Annotated in this window: 14 protein-coding genes and 1 pseudogene; 11 read left to right on the forward strand and 4 right to left on the reverse strand. The window is 73.1% G+C overall.

Features of this window, described 5'->3' with window-relative positions; genetic code table 11:
• Positions 1–18: 18 nt before the first annotated feature.
• A pseudogene (locus AAT21_RS40050) lies at positions 19–363 on the forward strand (DDE-type integrase/transposase/recombinase); the annotation flags it as partial.
• Positions 364–390: 27 nt separating this feature from the next.
• Here AAT21_RS40050 and AAT21_RS19795 read toward each other — a convergent pair.
• Entirely contained in the window at positions 391–1,245 is an 855-nt protein-coding gene (locus AAT21_RS19795) for a YhjD/YihY/BrkB family envelope integrity protein (RefSeq protein ID WP_046778116.1), read from the reverse strand.
• A 187-nt stretch (positions 1,246–1,432) separates the two neighbouring features.
• Between AAT21_RS19795 and AAT21_RS19800 the strand changes: the two genes are divergently transcribed.
• Positions 1,433–1,990: a flavoprotein gene (locus AAT21_RS19800; protein WP_046778117.1), complete on the forward strand. Its 558-nt coding sequence runs from the start codon at positions 1,433–1,435 to the stop codon at positions 1,988–1,990.
• Positions 1,991–2,188: 198 nt separating this feature from the next.
• On the opposite strand, the gene AAT21_RS37650 is transcribed toward AAT21_RS19800, so the two are convergent.
• On the reverse strand, positions 2,189–2,725 hold the full coding sequence (locus AAT21_RS37650; protein WP_157879739.1) for a hypothetical protein: 537 nt from the start codon (positions 2,723–2,725) through the stop codon (positions 2,189–2,191).
• A gap of 681 nt (positions 2,726–3,406) precedes the next feature.
• Positions 3,407–4,723 carry a phenylacetate--CoA ligase PaaK gene (gene paaK, locus AAT21_RS19810; RefSeq protein ID WP_046778118.1) on the reverse strand — a complete coding sequence of 439 codons (1,317 nt, stop codon included), beginning with the start codon at positions 4,721–4,723 and terminating at the stop codon, positions 3,407–3,409.
• A 118-nt stretch (positions 4,724–4,841) separates the two neighbouring features.
• On the opposite strand from paaK, the gene AAT21_RS19815 reads away from it, so the two are divergent.
• Positions 4,842–5,690, forward strand: coding sequence for an alpha/beta fold hydrolase (locus tag AAT21_RS19815; RefSeq protein ID WP_046778528.1), 849 nt, complete (start codon positions 4,842–4,844; stop codon positions 5,688–5,690).
• A 93-nt stretch (positions 5,691–5,783) separates the two neighbouring features.
• On the opposite strand, the gene AAT21_RS19820 is transcribed toward AAT21_RS19815, so the two are convergent.
• Complete coding sequence (locus tag AAT21_RS19820) at positions 5,784–7,421, reverse strand: acyl-CoA synthetase (protein ID WP_046778119.1); 1,638 nt, start codon at positions 7,419–7,421, stop codon at positions 5,784–5,786.
• Positions 7,422–7,610: 189 nt separating this feature from the next.
• Here AAT21_RS19820 and AAT21_RS19825 point away from each other — a divergent pair, with 189 nt between their 5' ends.
• The 8 genes from AAT21_RS19825 to AAT21_RS19860 all read left to right on the forward strand — a co-directional run bounded on the left by AAT21_RS19825 (position 7,611) and on the right by AAT21_RS19860 (position 16,170).
• Positions 7,611–8,411 (forward strand): crotonase/enoyl-CoA hydratase family protein, encoded by an 801-nt coding sequence (locus AAT21_RS19825; RefSeq protein ID WP_046778120.1) that lies wholly within the window; start codon positions 7,611–7,613, stop codon positions 8,409–8,411.
• Between the two features lie 165 nt (positions 8,412–8,576).
• Complete coding sequence (locus AAT21_RS19830) at positions 8,577–9,539, forward strand: Zn-ribbon domain-containing OB-fold protein (RefSeq protein WP_046778121.1); 963 nt, start codon at positions 8,577–8,579, stop codon at positions 9,537–9,539.
• Positions 9,539–10,654 (forward strand): thiolase domain-containing protein, encoded by a 1,116-nt coding sequence (locus AAT21_RS19835; protein WP_046778122.1) that lies wholly within the window; start codon positions 9,539–9,541, stop codon positions 10,652–10,654. Before AAT21_RS19830 ends, AAT21_RS19835 begins: the two co-directional genes overlap by 1 nt.
• The gene (locus AAT21_RS19840; protein ID WP_046778123.1) at positions 10,651–11,817 is read left to right on the forward strand and encodes a thiolase domain-containing protein; all 1,167 of its coding nucleotides are present in this window, start codon (positions 10,651–10,653) and stop codon (positions 11,815–11,817) included. Before AAT21_RS19835 ends, AAT21_RS19840 begins: the two co-directional genes overlap by 4 nt.
• 132 nt (positions 11,818–11,949) lie before the next feature.
• Positions 11,950–12,177, forward strand: coding sequence for a DUF397 domain-containing protein (locus AAT21_RS19845; protein WP_373024377.1), 228 nt, complete (start codon positions 11,950–11,952; stop codon positions 12,175–12,177).
• A gap of 161 nt (positions 12,178–12,338) precedes the next feature.
• Complete coding sequence (locus AAT21_RS19850; RefSeq protein WP_046778529.1) at positions 12,339–12,755, forward strand: ACT domain-containing protein; 417 nt, start codon at positions 12,339–12,341, stop codon at positions 12,753–12,755.
• 204 nt (positions 12,756–12,959) lie between these two features.
• Positions 12,960–15,782 carry an ATP-binding protein gene (locus tag AAT21_RS19855; protein ID WP_235438946.1) on the forward strand — a complete coding sequence of 941 codons (2,823 nt, stop codon included), beginning with the start codon at positions 12,960–12,962 and terminating at the stop codon, positions 15,780–15,782.
• 34 nt (positions 15,783–15,816) lie between these two features.
• Entirely contained in the window at positions 15,817–16,170 is a 354-nt protein-coding gene (locus AAT21_RS19860; protein WP_046778126.1) for a maleylpyruvate isomerase N-terminal domain-containing protein, read from the forward strand.
• Positions 16,171–16,460: the final 290 nt, after the last annotated feature.

Here is a 16,460-nt window from a genome sequence, read left to right on the forward strand (position 1 = left end):
CCGCCCGACGCGGAAGCGGTGGCCACCCGCTGGTGCGGCGATATCACCTGCATCGCCACCGACGAGGGCTGGCTCTACCTGGCCATCGTCATCGACATCGCCTTCCGCCGCGTCGTGGGCCGGTCCATCACCGACCACATGCGAACCGAGCTGGTCGCGGACGCCCGCCGCGCCCGTCGCCCGGCCGGTCCGGTGATCTCCCACTCGGATCGCGGCTGCCAGTACACCAGCCGCGAATTCGCCACCGCCCTGCCCAAGGGCGCGATGAGGACCCACCGGGCTCTCGCCCACGAGTACGAGAGCGCGATCGAGGCGCTGGACCTGGCCGAGGAGGACCGGCCGGTCCGCTCGCTGCCGCTGTACGGCTGACTCCCGTACGGGTGCGCGGGATCAGTCCGGTCCCAGGTGGTGGTGCCGGGCCCCGTCCCCGGGCAGGACGCCGCTGCGCCGCAGGCGCCGCAGGGTGAGGTGCTCGTGCACGAGGCGGCCGACGAGCGCGCCGCCGTAGACCACGAAACCCACACCGACGAGCCAGGACTGGACGACCAGCAGCGTCCCGAACGGGCCGTACGTCACGGCGTTGGAGGCGATGAGCGGGGAGAACACCAGCTGCGAGAAGATCCGCAGCCCCAGCAGTCCGATACTGGCCGCCACCGCTCCCGGGACCAGAGCCCGCCAGCGGACCCGTCCGCCGAGCAGCAGACGCTGCGAGCCGATGAAGAACAGGCAGGTGCCGAAGAGGTCGCCGAGCGTGCCGAGGACCGGGCCGAAGAAGTCGTCCGACGGCGAGGGGATCACCACGAGCAGCCCGATGTAGCAGACCAGCAGGGCGAGCCAGACGACGTGCCGCCACATGGTGTGCCAGCGGGCGGTCGGCAGGTCCCACACCTTCTCGTAGCCGGTCTGCACGGCCGAGCCGAAGGTCAGGCCGAACACGGCGAGGGCGGCCAGACCGAAGGCGGTGGTCCGCTCCAGCGCCAGGTCCGCGGCGCCGAAGACCATCTCGATCCTGGTACGCGAGTACGCCGTCACCCCGAGGGCCTGGCCGAGCCACCGGCCGAACCCGGATCCGCTCCCGGGCGCCGCGGCCGCCACGACCACCAGCAGGGGCACCAGGGTGAGGAATCCGAGGGCGGCGAAGCCCATCGCCCGGTGCATCAGCTCCATCTCCCGGCCGCGGCTCCAGGCCAGCCCGACATAGGAGCCCTGGAGCCGGTCGTGGAGCTGCCGGAGGGTCGAGATCACGTCTCATGCACTACCCGGACGTGCCCGTCGGCTCCCGGGGGCCGGACCGAAATGGGCCCGAAGGGGTGGTTTCGTTCGCTCCGGTCCCTCCGGCCTCGGTCTCACGCCCGGTGCGCGGATGTGCTCGCCCCGTGGCTCCAGGGCCCCCGCTGACGTGCCGCATCCGCCGTCTGGTCAACTGTGGCGCATGACGCGCACCCTGTACCTGCTCTGTTCGGCCGCCCCGCCGGTCTTCGACGTCGCCCGCGTGATCGAGGACGCCCAGGCACGCGGCTGGGACGTCTGTCTCGGTCTGACCCCGACGGCGGCCCACTGGCTGGCGGAGGGCACCGACGGCCTGGCCGCACTCACCGGGCACCCGGTCCGCAGCCGGTACAAGATGCCGGCGGATCCGGACGTGTGGCCGGAGGCGGACGCGGTCCTCGTCGCCCCGGCGACGTTCAACACGGTCAACGGCTGGGCGCTCGGGCTCACGGACCGGTTCGTCGTCGGCCTGGCCGCCGAGGCCATCGGCAAGGACACCCCGCTGGCGGTCATGCCGTGCGTGAATACGGCGTACGTACGGCACCCGCAGTTCGAGCAGAGCATCGCCGTCCTGCGCGACGCGGGTGTCCGGGTGCTGTACGGCGAAGGCGGCTTCACCCCCCACCCGCCGGGCCTGGGCGGCACGGAACCGTACCCGTGGGAACTGGCCCTGGACGCCATGGACGACCTCGTCCGGCAGGACTTCCGGCCGGCCGGCTGAACCGCAGCGAAACCGCCGGGTGGCGTGGTCACCGAGCCGGAACGGCCGCGTGGCCCCGGACGCTCCTGCGCACCCGCGGACGGTCACCGCGCCCGTGCGTGGCATCGGAGCGCTCGGCAGGCACCCCCCGGCCGGCTTCCGCAGGGTCTCCGGGCCGGCGGACACCGTCGCAGGTGCGCGACAGGACCGGCGACCGGATCAGCAGCTTATGCGTGACCCGTCGGGCATTGCCTCGGTGGACCAGGAGAACCAGGTTCTGGCGTCCACGCCGAGCAGGGACGCCGGGTGCGGTTCCGTTCCGTAGTACTCGCGGAGCTGCTCGGGGGAGGCGAAGTCGAGGGTGATGCTCGGACGGCCGGCGGATTCGAAGCAGAAGACGGCGAAGCCGGCGCGGAACGCCGTGTCCAGGTTCCCGGCCGGGCGCCATCCTGCCGCGGCCGCCTCCCGCCGGTAGTACTCCAGGACTTCCTTCCTGGTCCCGCCGTACGCGTAGAACCGCGTCGCGGTGAGCCAGGCGCCACCGGTGTCGTCCACGCAGCGGGCCCCGGCCCACGGTTCGCCGACGATGGACACGGCGCCCTTCGGGCGCAGTTCCAGGGCGGGCAGCTGGTCGAGCTCGGCCACGGCGGCCTCCGTCCCCCCACAGTCTTCGAACGGGGGGAGGAGGGAACATCCGCTCAGGCCGGTTCCCACGAGCACGGCCGCCAACAACGCCCGCACGGCAAGCATGTTCATGGCGAGATTATGACCCTGCCCAGGAGCCCTCCGGCCCACCGGCCTCGCGCAGGACCCGCCTGGCCGCACTCCACCACGCGCCGTCGCCGCCGACAGAGGCTGTTCGGTGTCGAGTTGGTGGTCCGCCCAGACGTAGCTCTCGGGGAGCAGTTCGGCGATGGGGACGGACCGGAGGCCCGTCCCGCGCACGGGCCGCGGCGGAGACCGGGGTCAGGGCGTGGCCGGGGCAGGGCACTTCACGTGGAAGTAGGGCCACGAGCCGGACGTGACAGTGCCGTTGCTGTGGATGGCGGTCGTCTTCACGTCGGCGTAGTACGTGGCGTCGCAGACGGCGGTCCCGGCACCCTGGGTGCGGACGACCCGGACGGTGAACGTCCGGCGCCCGCGGACATCGGCGCCGGCCCAGCGGTACAGCAGCAGGGCGCGGCATCCTCGGCCGCGTCGGGCGCCGCAACGCGGCCGTGGGCTCGGTGTCCTTGATGACCTTGTGGGCGGGCGTGGGGCTGCCTTCGCCGCTCATGCCCGAGTGATCGGCGTCGGGGCCGGCGCAGCCGGTGAGGGCCGGAGGAGCGGCTGCCGCGGCCGGGCCGGTGGAGCGGTGTGGACGCATCGCGCCGTGCCGGCCGGAGCCGGGCGCCTGCGGGGCCCTTGTGACAGCCCTGTGACCTGCGGAAGTCCGCGTCAGGGGGCCGGGGGCCGGTCGGCGGTGCGCAGATCGACGAGTCTTTTGATCTTGCCCACCGAGCGTTCCAGCGTCTCCGGGTCGACCACCTCGACCCGGACGGACACCCCGATCCCCGCCTTGACCGCCTGGACCAAGGCCGTCGCCGCACTTTCCCGCAGGGCGGTGTCCGACTCCCGGCGCGCCTCGACCCGGACCGTCAGGGTGTCCATCCGGCCCTCCCGGGCCAGTCTCAGCTGGAAGTGGGGCGCGAGCCCCGGCGTCCGCAGCAGGATCTCCTCGATCTGGGTCGGGTACAGATTCACCCCACGCAGGATGATCATGTCGTCGCTGCGGCCCGTGACCTTCTCCATCCGGCGGAAGGCCGGCCGTGCCGTGCCGGGGAGCAGTCGCGTCAGGTCCCGGGTGCGGTAGCGGATGACCGGCATGGCCTCCTTGGTGAGGGAGGTGAACACCAGCTCCCCGAGCTCACCCTCCGGCAGCACCGCACCCGTCAGCGGATCCACCACCTCCGGATAGAAGTGGTCCTCCCAGATGTGCAGCCCGTCCTTGGTCTCGACGCACTCCTGCGCCACGCCCGGCCCGATGACCTCGGACAGGCCGTAGATGTCCACCGCGTCCATGTCGAGGCGCTCCTCGATCTCGCGGCGCATCTCCTCGGTCCACGGCTCCGCGCCGAAGATCCCCGTCCGCAGCGAGGTGGTGCGCGGGTCGATGCCCTGACGCTCCATCTCGTCCAGCAGGGTCAGCATGTAGGACGGGGTCACCATGATGACCTCCGGCCGGAAGTCCTCGATGAGCCGGACCTGGCGGTCCGTCATCCCGCCCGAGGCGGGCACGACCGTACAGCCGAGGCGTTCGGCGCCGTAGTGCGCGCCCAGCCCGCCCGTGAACAGGCCGTAGCCGTAGGCGATGTGGACGATCTGGCCCGGCCGGCCGCCCGCCGCCCGTATCGAACGGGCCACGACACCGGCCCAGGTGGAGAGATCCCGCTCGGTGTAGCCCACGACGGTCGGCCGCCCGGTGGTGCCGCTGGAGGCGTGGATGCGGCGCACCTCGGAACGCGGCACCGCGAACATCCCGAAGGGGTACTGGTCGCGCAGATCGGCCTTGGTGGTCAGGGGGAACAGGGCGAGATCGGCCAGGGAGCGGCAGTCGTCGGGATGCACCCCCGCCTTGTCGAACGCCTGCCGGTGGAACGGCACCCGCTCGTACGCGCGGTGCAAGGTCTCCCGCAGTCGTCTGAGCTGGAGGGCGGCCAGCTCGTCGTGGTCCAGCCGCTCGGCCTCGTCGTGGAATCCCGCCCGCACCGCCATGTCGTCACCTCATCGTGAGTGGGCCCCCGAGAACCCGACCGATCATTCGGTAGATTGCCAGGACTCCGCAGGTTAAATCAATGACTCGAACGAGTGATCGTCTGGTCTGATGGCCTCCATGCCGATCTTCACCACGTACGACGGAACCGAACTGGCCTACCGCACCCTGGGCGAAGGGCCGCCGCTGGTCTGCCTCCCGGGCGGCGCCATGCGCGCCTCGCGCTACCTGGGCGACCTCGGTGGACTGGCCGCCGGGCGCACTCTGATCCTCCTCGACCTGCGCGGCACCGGCGACTCCGCGGTGCCGGCCGACGAGTCGACGTACCGCGTGGACCACCAGGTCGCCGACGTCGAGGCGCTCCGCGTCCACCTGGGCCTGGAACGCATGGACGTGCTGGCCCACTCGGCGGCCGGCAACCTCGCGATGCTGTATGCGGCCGCGCATCCGCAGCGGCTGGGCCGGACCGTCCTGGTCACCCCCACCGCATGGGTGCTGGACCTGGTGAGTACCGCGGAGGACCGGCTGGCGGCGGCCCGCCTCAGGGCCGGGACCGAGCCGTACGACACGGCCCTTGCGGCATACCGCCGCATCCTCGGCGGGGCCGCCACGGACGAGGAGTGGGACCGCGCGGCGCCCCTCTTCTACGGCCGCTGGGACGACGTCGCGCAGGCGCACGACGCCGCGGGCGAGCACGAGCAGAACGAGAAGGCGGCCGCGGCCTACGCGGGCCCCGGCGCGTGTGACCCGGCCGCGGTGCGGGAGGCCCTGCGCCAGCTCTCCGGGGAGGTGCTGGTGCTGGTGGGCGCACTGGACGGCAATCCGCCGCCCGGCCTCGCCGAGAGGATCGCGGCGGCGTTCCCCGCCGGGATCCTCGACGTCCGGCCGGGCGCCGCGCACTTCCCGTGGCTGGACGACCCCGCCGGCTTCGCGGAGCGCGTCGAGCGCTTCCTGGCCACCGGAGCCTGACCCGGGCGACAGGCGCGCCCCGGGCGCGGGTGACGGGCGCGGTCGGGGGCGCCGCACGTGGTGCGGAGCCCCGACCCGCACCCGCCGGTTCCCTCAGCTCGTGCTGCCGGTGTCCGCCTCCGTCGCGACCGTCTTCGCCCAGCGGTAGTCCGCCTTGCCGCTCGGAGAACGCTGTATGGCCGGCGTGATGACCAGCTGCCGCGGAATCTTGTAGCCCGCGAGCCTGGTGCGGCAGTGGCTCTGGATCTCGTCCAGCGTCGGCGCAGCGGCTCCCGGCCGTACCTGGACCACCGCGGCCACATGGCTGCCCCAGGTCGCGTCGGAGACCCCCGCCACCAGGGCGTCGTACACGTCGGGGTGCGACTTCAGCGCCTGCTCGACCTCTTCCGGATAGACCTTCTCGCCGCCCGTGTTGATGCACTGCGAGCCGCGCCCGAGGACCGTCACGATGCCCTGCTCGTCGACGGTCGCCATGTCACCGAGCAGCACCCACCGCTCCCCGCCCTTCTGGAAGAAGGTGTCGGCGGTTTTCTCCGGGTCGTTGTAGTAGCCGAGCGGTACGTGGCCGCGCTGCGCCAGGCGCCCCGGCTCGCCGACCGCCACCGGCTCGTGCGTCACCGGATCCACCACCTGCGTACGGTCGTTGACCTCCAGGCGGAAGCCCTTCTCCGGGCCCGAGTCGTCCGTCGCGCGGCCGTTGGAGCCGGACTCGGAGGACCCGAAGTTGTTCAGGAGCAGGACGTTCGGCACCAGACGCTGGAACTCGGCGCGCACCGTCTCGGACATGATCGCCCCGGACGAGGAGACGCTGAACAGCGAGGACAGGTCCGTGCCCCGCAGCGGACCGTTCAGGGCGTCGATGAGCGGCCTGAGCATCGCGTCGCCGACCAGCGACACGCTCGACACCTTCTCCTTCTCGATCGTGCGCAGCACCTCCTCGGGGGCGTACTTGCGGTGGATGACCACCCGCTGGCCGTAGTTGAAGGCGATGAACGAGGTCAGTGTCGACGTCCCGTGCATCAGCGGGGGCGCGGGGAAGAAGGTGAGCCCGGCGCCGCGCGCCGCCACCCGCTCGGCCAGCTCCTCCGGCCGTTTCACCGGCTCGCCCGAGGGCTCACCGCCGAAGAGCCCCGCGAAGAAGAGGTCCTCCGCCCGCCACATCACGCCCTTGGGCATGCCCGTGGTGCCGCCGGTGTAGATGATGAACAGGTCGTCGGCGCTGCGCGGCGGGAACCCGCGCGCGGGCGAGCCGGCCGCCTCCGCGTCCGGGTACGCGACCGGCGCGATCGACGGCTCCGGAGCCCCCTCTGGGGTCTCGCCGACCCGGATCAGGTGCCGCAGCTGCGGCGTCTTCGGCAGCGCGGCCGCCACCCGCCCGGTGAACTCGCCCTCGAAGACGAGCGCGGCGAGGTCGGCGTCGTTGTAGAGGTAGACCAGTTCCTCCTCCACGTACCGGTAGTTGACGTTCACCGGGACCAGCCGGGCCTTCAGGCAGGCCAGGACGGTCTGGAGGTACTCGATCCCGTTGTAGAGGTGCAGCCCCAGGTGCTCGCCGGCCGTCAGACCGCTGTCCAGCAGGTGGTGTGCGATCCGGTTCGCCGCCGCGTCCAGTTCCGCGTACGTGAGGCGGCGCTCGGCGCCGGTCCCGGGGTGGTCCACGTACACGAGGGCCTCGCGGTCCGGGACCACGTCCACGACCGACTCGAACAGGTCGGCAAGGTTGTACTCCACCGTTCCTCCTGAACCCCGTTGTTCCCGACGACTGGCCCCCGTGGCCGGCTGCTCAGGCGGTCATTAGAGCGCCGTGGCCGGCAACTGGGAAGGGAACCGTCCAAGAAATCTGACTGAGTGTCAGAAAACTATTGAACTGCACCCTCCCCTACTGCAACCTGTTCTAGGTCTTGAGACGGGAGGACGGCAATGGGTGGGACGGAACACCTGACCGTGGAACGCCGCGGCGCCACGCTGGTGCTCACCATGAACAGGCCCGAGGCGAAGAACGCGCTCTCGCTGCCACTGCTGGTGGGGCTGTACGACGGCTGGCTGGAGGCGGACGCCGACCACGAGATCCGCTCCGTGGTCCTGACCGGTGCGGGCGGCGACTTCTGCGCCGGCATGGACCTCAAGGCACTGGCCGGCAAGGGCATGGCCGGCGACCAGTACCGGGACCGTCTCAAGGCCGACCCCGACCTGCACTGGAAGGCGATGCTCCGGCACCATCGGCCGCGCAAGCCGGTGATCGCGGCGGTGGAGGGCTACTGCGTGGCCGGGGGCACCGAGATCCTCCAGGGCACCGACATCCGGGTGGCGGCCGAGAGCGCCACCTTCGGCCTCTTCGAGGTCAAACGGGGACTCTTCCCGATCGGCGGCTCCACGGTGCGGCTGCCCCGGCAGATCCCGCGCACGCACGCGCTGGAGATGCTGCTGACCGGGCGCCCGTACTCGGCCGGGGAGGCCGCGCGGATCGGGCTCGTCGGGCGGGTCGTCCCCGACGGTACGGCGCTCGAGGCGGCCCTGGAGATCGCCGAGCGGATCAACGCGTGCGGGCCGCTGGCGGTCGAGGCGGTCAAGGCGTCGGTCTACGAGACCGCCGGGCTGACGGAGGCGGAGGGCCTGGCCTCCGAACTCCTGCGCGGCTGGCCGGTCTTCGACACGGCGGACGCGAAGGAGGGGGCGCGGGCCTTTGCCGAGAAGCGGCCCGCGGTGTACCGGCGGGAGTAGCTCGGGCCCGGCCGGGCCCGGGCCCGTGGCGACCCATGGCCGTGCCCGTGTCCTTGCCCGGGTGCGGCGCCGCTGCCGGGGGCTCCGCCCCCGGACCCCCGCGCCTCAAACGCCGGCGGGGCTGGCTTTTGCCGTACCCGTAATCAATCGCATCGGAGAGTCACCATGACAGCAGCCTCCCCACCGGAGGTGCTCCGCGCGCCTCTCGTCGTCGAGTTCCCCTTCACCCGGTCCCTCGGACCGGTTCAGGGCGCGTTCCTCACCGGCCTGCGCGAGCGCGTCGTGCTCGGCGTGAAGGCCTCCGACGGCAGGGTGGTGGTTCCACCCGTCGAGTACGACCCCGTCACCTCCGAGGAGGTCCGCGAACTCGTCGAGGTCGCCGCCACCGGCACCGTCACCACCTGGGCCTGGAACGACCGGCCCCGCCCGAACCAGCCCCTCGGCACCCCCTTCGCCTGGGTCCTGGTCAAGCTCGACGGCGCGGACACCGCCCTCCTGCACGCCCTCGACGCCCCCGGCCCCGACGCCGTGCACACCGGCCTGCGCGTCCGCGTCCGCTGGGCCGCCGAACGCACCGGCGCCATCACCGACATCGCCTGCTTCGAACCGGACGAAACCCCCGCCGCCGCGACCGGGGCCACCCCCCACGACGGCGTCTTCCAGGACGCCGTCACCGGCATCGTCGCCGAGGCCCGCCTCGACTACGTCTACAGCCCCGGCCGGGCCCAGACCGCCTACATCAACGCCCTCTCCCAGCGGCGGATTGTCGGCGAGCGCTGCCCCTCCTGCCACAAGGTGTACGTCCCGCCGCGCGGCGCCTGCCCCACCTGCGGGGTCGCCACCACCGACCGGGTCGAGGTCGGTCCGGCCGGCACGGTCACCACCTTCTGCATCGTCAACATAAAGGCCAAGAACCTCGACATCGACGTTCCCTACGTCTACGCCCACATCGCCCTCGACGGCGCCGGCCTCGCCCTCCACGGCCGGATCGGCGGCATCCCGTACGACCAGGTCCGCATGGGCCTGCGCGTCGAGCCCGTCTGGACCGAGGGCGGCCGCTACCCCGACCACTACCGCCCCACCGGCGAGCCGGACGCGGACTACGAGGCGTACAAGGAGCTCATCTGATGACCGGGCCCAGGACGAGCAGGTACGCGCGCGACGTGGCCGTCGTCGCCTTCGCGCAGAGCGACCACCTGCGCCGCACCGACGAGCTCAGCGAGGTCGAGATGGTCATGCCGGTCCTCCACGAGGTGCTGGCCGCCACCGGACTGAAGGCCGGGGAGATCGGCTTCACCTGTTCCGGATCCAGCGACTACCTGGCCGGCCGAGCCTTCTCCTTCACCATGACCCTCGACGGGGTCGGCGCCTGGCCGCCGATCTCCGAGTCCCACGTCGAGATGGACGGCGCCTGGGCCCTCTACGAGGCCTGGGTCAAGATCCAGACCGGCGAGGCGGACACCGCGCTCGTCTACTCGTACGGGAAGTCCTCGCCCGGCTCTCTGCGTGACGTCCTCACCCGCCAGCTCGACCCGTACTACCTCGCCCCGCTCTGGCCCGACGCGGTGGCCCTGGCCGCCCTCCAGGCCCAGGCCCTCGTCGACGCGGGCGAGACCGACGAGTCCGCCCTGGCGGCCATCGCGGCGCGCAGCCGGGCCGACGCCGCAGCCAACCCGCACGCCCAGCTGCGCGGCGCCGTCCCGCAGGGCGACTACCAGGTGCGGCCCCTGCGGACCGGGGACTGCCCGCCCGTCGGCGACGGCGCGGCCGCCGTGGTCCTCGCCGCCGGCGACCTCGCGCGGCAGCTGTGCGAACGCCCCGCCTGGATCACCGGCATCGACCACCGCATCGAGGCGCACGGCCCGGGTCTGCGTGACCTCACCGATTCGGCGTCCACCCGGATCGCCGCCCAGCACGCCGGCGTCTTCGACGCCCCGGTGGACACGGCGGAACTGCACGCGCCGTTCTCCTCCCAGGAGGTGGTGCTCCGCAAGGCCCTCGGGCTCGGCGGCAGCGGCACAGACAGCGGCTCCGGCACAGACAGCGGCTTCGGCGCCGTTGCCGTCAATCCGTCCGGCGGGGCGCTCGCCGCCAACCCGATGATGGCCGCCGGCCTGATCCGCATCGGCGAGGCGGCCGCGCGCATCCACCGGGGCGCATCCGACCGGGCCGTCGCCCACGCCACCTCCGGCCCCTGCCTCCAGCAGAACCTGGTCGCCGTCCTGGAAGGGGACCCAAGGTGAACAAAGAGCCCGTCGCCGTCGTCGGCATCGGCCAGACCAAGCACGTGGCGGCCCGCCACGACGTCTCCATCGCCGGCCTGGTCCGCGAGGCCGCCGTGCGCGCCCTCGCCGACGCCGAGCTGACCTGGGCCGACATCGACGCGGTCGTCATCGGCAAGGCCCCCGACTTCTTCGAGGGGGTGATGATGCCGGAGCTGTACCTGGCGGACGCGCTCGGCGCCGTCGGCAAGCCGATGCTGCGCGTGCACACGGCCGGTTCGGTCGGCGGGTCCACCGCGCTCGTCGCCGCCAACCTCGTCGCCGCCCGCGTCCACCGCACGGTCCTCACCCTCGCCTTCGAGAAGCAGTCCGAATCGAACGCCATGTGGGGGCTCTCGCTCCCCGTCCCCTTCCAGCAGCCCCTGCTCGCCGGCGCCGGCGGCTTCTTCGCCCCGCACGTGCGCGCGTACATGCGGCGCACCGGCGCGCCGGACGCGGTCGGCTCGCTCGTGGCGTACAAGGACCGGCGCAACGCGCTGAAGAATCCATACGCGCACCTGCACGAGCACGACATCACCCTGGAGAAGGTCCAGGCATCGCCGATGCTGTGGGACCCGATCCGGTACTCCGAGACCTGCCCGTCCTCCGACGGCGCGTGCGCCATGGTCCTCACCGGCCGGGCGGGCGCGGCCCGTTCGCCGAAGCCGCCCGCCTGGGTGCACGGCGGGGCGATGCGCAGCGAACCCACCCTCTTCGCCGGCAAGGACTTCGTCTCGCCGCAGGCCGGCAGGGACTGCGCGGCCGACGTCTACCGGCAGGCCGGGATCACCGACCCGCGCCGGGAGATCGACGCGGTCGAGATGTATGTGCCGTTCTCCTGGTACGAGCCGATGTGGCTGGAGAACCTGGGCTTCGCCGAGGAGGGCGAGGGCTGGAAGCTCACCGAGGCCGGCGTCACCGAGCTCGACGGCGACCTTCCGGTCAACCCGTCCGGCGGCGTGCTGTCCACCAACCCGATCGGCGCGTCCGGCATGATCCGCTTCGCGGAGGCCGCCCTGCAGGTACGCGGCCAGGCCGGGGAACACCAGGTCCCGGGTGCCCGCCGGGCCATGGGGCACGCGTACGGCGGCGGCGCGCAGTTCTTCGCGATGTGGCTGGTGGGGGCGCAGGAACCGACCGGCTGAACGCAGCCGTCCGTCCCGCCCGGGTGCCGGACCGGTCACGAGTGACTCACCGTGGCCTGTGCGGCACCCGCCGCGATGGCTAACCTGGCCCCCGGACGACGTACCGGGAGGAGCACGCACGTGGCCGAGAGCATGACTTCACAACCCCTCGCCGGCTGGGGGAAGCCGGACCTCGATCTCACGGGGGCGGACTGGCAGTCGAGCAGCCGGGGAGCGGGTGACGTCCAGATCGCCTTCGTCGAGGGCTTCATCGCGATGCGCAACAGCGAGCGCCCCGAGAGCCCTTCCCTGATCTTCTCGCCGGACGAGTGGCACACGTTCGTACGCAACGCCCGGGGCGGGGAGTTCGACCTCACCTGACCGCACGCCACCGCCCCGCCCCCGCCGGGGCGGTGGACCCGGCGGGAGCCGGCCGGCGTACCTCCGGCGCACCCTGGACCGACCCGGCCGGTCGGTAGGGTGGCGGCATGAGCGGCATGAGCGGCATGAGCGGCATGAGCGGCATGAGCGGCATGAGCGGCATGAGCGGCGAGAGCGACCTGCGGAAACTGCTGAGCGGCATGCGCCCCGAGCTGAACGAGGGGGCGTACGTCTTCTGCACCGTACCCGGCAGGGCCGTCCCCGCCGGTACCGCGCCCGTCGCCACCGTCCTGGAGCCCGAGGGCCTCACCCTCGTCCTGCGCCAGGAGGACGCCGACGCCGCCGGACTCGCCTATGACTACACGGCCGGCTGGATCACCCTGCGCGTCCATTCCGCCCTCGACGCCGTCGGCCTCACCGCCGCCTTCGCCACCGAACTCGGCGCCCACGGCCTGAGCTGCAACGTCATCGCCGGACACCACCACGACCACCTCTTCGTGGCCGCGGACAGGGCCGCCGAGGCCGTGGCCCTCCTGGAAGACCTGGCGGTGCGTTCCGGACAGGAACGATCGGCTTGAGGGCCCTCTCGAACACTCCTCGAAACCTGGTCGGGACCCTGCCGGAACCCCACCGGATCCCGGCCGAAGCCCCGTCGGAAAAGAAGATCGGATTCTTTCCGACAGTGGGATCCCCCGCGATGTGCGCGGGCGTACGCTGATCTCCCAGAACAGGCCTGGGGGGTACCAGCCATGACGGACCACCGGACGCGCACACGGCGCACCATGGTCGAACGCGAAGCCGAACTCGCCATCGTCGAAGAGGCCCTGGACCAGCTCACCGGTCCCGGCCCGGACGCCGGCGGCGCGCTGCTGGCCTTCTCCGGGCCCGCCGGACTCGGCAAGACCACGCTGCTCGCCGAGCTGCGCCGCCGCGCACACGCCCGCTCCTGCACCGTCCTCGCCGCCCGCGGCGGCGAACAGGAGCAGAGCCAGCCCTTCCACGTCGCCCGCCAGCTCATCCAGCCGCAACTGGCCGGCCACTCCGAACAGGAACTGCGCGCCGCCCTCGGCAGCTGGTACTCCATCGTCGGCCCCGCCCTCGGACTCTGCGCCCCCGAACAGGGCGCCCCGCCCGACCCGCAGGGCCTGCGTGACGGCCTCGACTGGGTCCTCACCCACCTCGTCGTCAAACGCGCCCCCGTCACCCTCGTCCTCGACGACGCCCACTGGGCCGACCCCGAATCCCTGAGCTGGCTCGCCGCCTTCGCCCCGCGCGCCGAACACCTCCCGCTGCTCCTCGTCGTCGCCTACCGCCCCGACGAACTGCCCGCGCACGCCGACGCCTTCCGCACGCTGCCGGGCCGGGCGGGACAGCGCCCGCTGCCCCTCGCCCCGCTCACCCCGGCAGCCGTGGCGGCCCTCGTCCGCGAGGCCCTCGGAGACCACGCCGACGACGCCTTCTGCCAGGAAGCCTGGGCCGTCACCACCGGCAACCCCTTCGAAGCGGTCGAACTCACCGCCAAGGTCCGGGGCAGGGGACTGCGGCCCGTCGAGGAGAACGCCGCCCAGCTGGCCGACCTCGCCGCCGCACAGCGCGGCAGCGGCCTCGTCGCCCGCCTCGAACGCCTCGGCCCCTCCACCGTCCGCTTCGCCTGGGCCTGCGCCGTCCTCGGCACCGCCATCCCGCAGGACATAGCCGCCCGGGTCGCCGCCCTCGGCAGCGAGGAGGCCGTCAGCGCCACCACGCGCCTGCGGGACGCCCGCATCCTGTCCGCCGCCGGATCCACGGCGAACCAGGAGGCCGAGGCCGGGCTGGAGTTCGTCCACCCCCTCATCGCCACCGCCATCTACCGCGCCATCCCCGACGCGCTGCGCGTCGCCCTGCATGGGAAGGCCGCGGCCGCCGTCGTCGACGCGGGCCTCGGCTCCTCCGCCGCGGCCCGCCACCTGCTGGAGACTCACCCCGAGAACGACCCCTGGGTGGTGCGCACCCTGCGCGAGGCCGCCGCGGAGAACCTCCGCGCCGGAGCCCCCGACGCCGCCCGCCGCCAGCTCGCCCGTGCCCTGCGCGAGCCACCCGACTTCGGCGAACGCGCCGCCGTACTGTACGAACTGGGCTGCGCCTCCCTGCTGACCGAGCCCGCCAACACCGTCAACCACCTCCGGGCGGCACTCGCCGAGCCCTTCGACGACCCGGCCCTGCGCCAGGGCATCGTCATCCGGCTCGCCCAGGTCCTCGCGCACAGCGACCGCCTCGCCGAGGCCTCGGAGTCACTCGCCCGCGAGATCGCGCAGACCCCGGACGTACGGGCCCGGCTGCGCCTGCAGTCCGAGCAGTTCATGTGGGACGCCTTCAACGCCGCCGAGACCGACTCCCCGGCCCGTTCCCGGCGCCTCACCCGGCTCGCCGACCGCCTCACGGGCCGCGACCTCACCGAGCGGTACGTCATCGCCCTGCGCGCCTGGGACGCCTGCCTGCGGGGCGAACCGGTGGACGTGGTGCTGCACCACGCCGCCCGGGTACTGGAACGGCCCTTCAGCTGGGCCCACGAGGACCGCGGCTTCGAGGTCCCGGTACTGGCCGCCATGGTCCACATGTACGCCGACCGGCCGGGGCGGGCGGAGGAACTGTTCGAGGAGGGCACCGCCGAGTTCGAGCGCCAGGGCTGGCGCGGCGCCCACCTGTCCTTCGCCTACAGTCTGCGCGCCTACATCCGCTACCGGCGCGGACGGCTCGTGGAGGCCGAGGAACTGGCCCGGTCCGGACTGCGGCTCGCCGAACGCGTCGGCCGGCGCACCCCCGTGCACTGGTACGCCATAGCGATCCTTCTCACGACCCTGATCGCCCGGGGCCGGGTCGACGAGGCCTGGGAGCTGGCACAGGAGCACGAGTTCGGCGCCCCCTTCCCGGCCGCCGTGGTCTTCCCCGACTCCCAGACCGTCTACGCCGAACTGCTGCTCGCCCGGGGCGAGGTGCGGGAGGCCGTCGCCGAACTGGAGGCCGTGGACCGGCGGCTGACCCCGCGCGGCATCCAGAACCCGGCCTGGTGCCCGTGGCAGCTGCACCTCGCGCGGGCCGTCGCCGCGGACGATCCGCAGCGCGCCCGAGCCCTCGCCGCCGACGCGGTCCGGCGCGCCAGGGCCTTCGGCGCCCCTTCCACCATCGGCCAGGCCCTCCGGGTGGCGGCGGAGGTCGCCGCGCCACAGGACCGGACCGAGCTCCTCCGGGAGGCGGTCACCCTGCTCTCGGCCTCACCCGCCGGCTACGAACTGGCCCGCGCCCTGGCCGCACTCGGCTACGGGCTGCGCGACGCGGACCTGCTCACGGCAGCGCTGGTCACGGCCCGGGAGTGCGGCGCCGACTGGCTGGTGGAGGCGGCGACCGAGACCCTGACGGGCCTGGGCGGCGCCCTGCCGCCCGCGCCGCCCCGGGCGGACTGGGTCACCGAGGAGGAGATCCGGGCCGCCGACCTCGCCGTACGCACCGAGAAGGAGCCCGAGCCGGCGTCCCCGGACTGGGTGCTGTCCGCCGCCTGCCGCAAACTCGGCACCGACAGGTCCGGACTGCGCGCCGCCCTGGAAGCGTTCGCCCGTAGCTCAACGTGATCGGGGCCGCCGCCGGGCGGGCAGGGTCGACCTCATGGACCCCAGCGACAGGATCCCCCTGTTCCGGTCCGAGGCGGCAACCTTCGAGAAGGCGGTCCGCCGCGCGTACGACCGGGGTGATCCGGTGCCGCAGGCGCCCTCCCGCCCCGGCTGGACGGTCACCGGCCTGGTCCGGCACCTCGGCGGAGTGCACCGTTTCCTCGCGCACGGGCTGCGCGAACGGCTCATGACACCGCCGCCGGCCGTCCACCGGAGGGACGCCGAATCCGCCACCGGGGCCCCCGGCCCCCTCGACCCGGCCGCCGCCGTCGACGCCGTCACCCGGAGCATCGAGGTCATGGCACCGGCCCGCCGCACCTGGAAGCAGGCACCGCCGGGTGCGGGGTAGAGGTACCGCTTCCGGCGTACGGACGGCCCGGAATCCTGGACCGTCCTCTTCTCGGGTGACCAGGTGCTGCTGGAGCCGGGGTCCCCCGGGCCGGTGACCGTCGAGGCCGCCGGCTCCGCCTCGGACCTGGCCCTCTGCCTCTGGCGCCGCGTCCCGCCCACGCCCTGCACGTCACGGGCGCGACACGGACCTGCCGGCGCACTGGTTCACCCTGGTCCCGCCCGTCTGACGGGCCCGGTCGCGCGCGGCGGCGGGACGAGGGGCCCCCGGGCCGTAAAACTCCTGCGGCC

Origin of the sequence: Streptomyces yangpuensis (genome assembly GCF_001005295.1) — a bacterium.
GTDB classification, from domain to species: domain Bacteria; phylum Actinomycetota; class Actinomycetes; order Streptomycetales; family Streptomycetaceae; genus Streptomyces; species Streptomyces yangpuensis.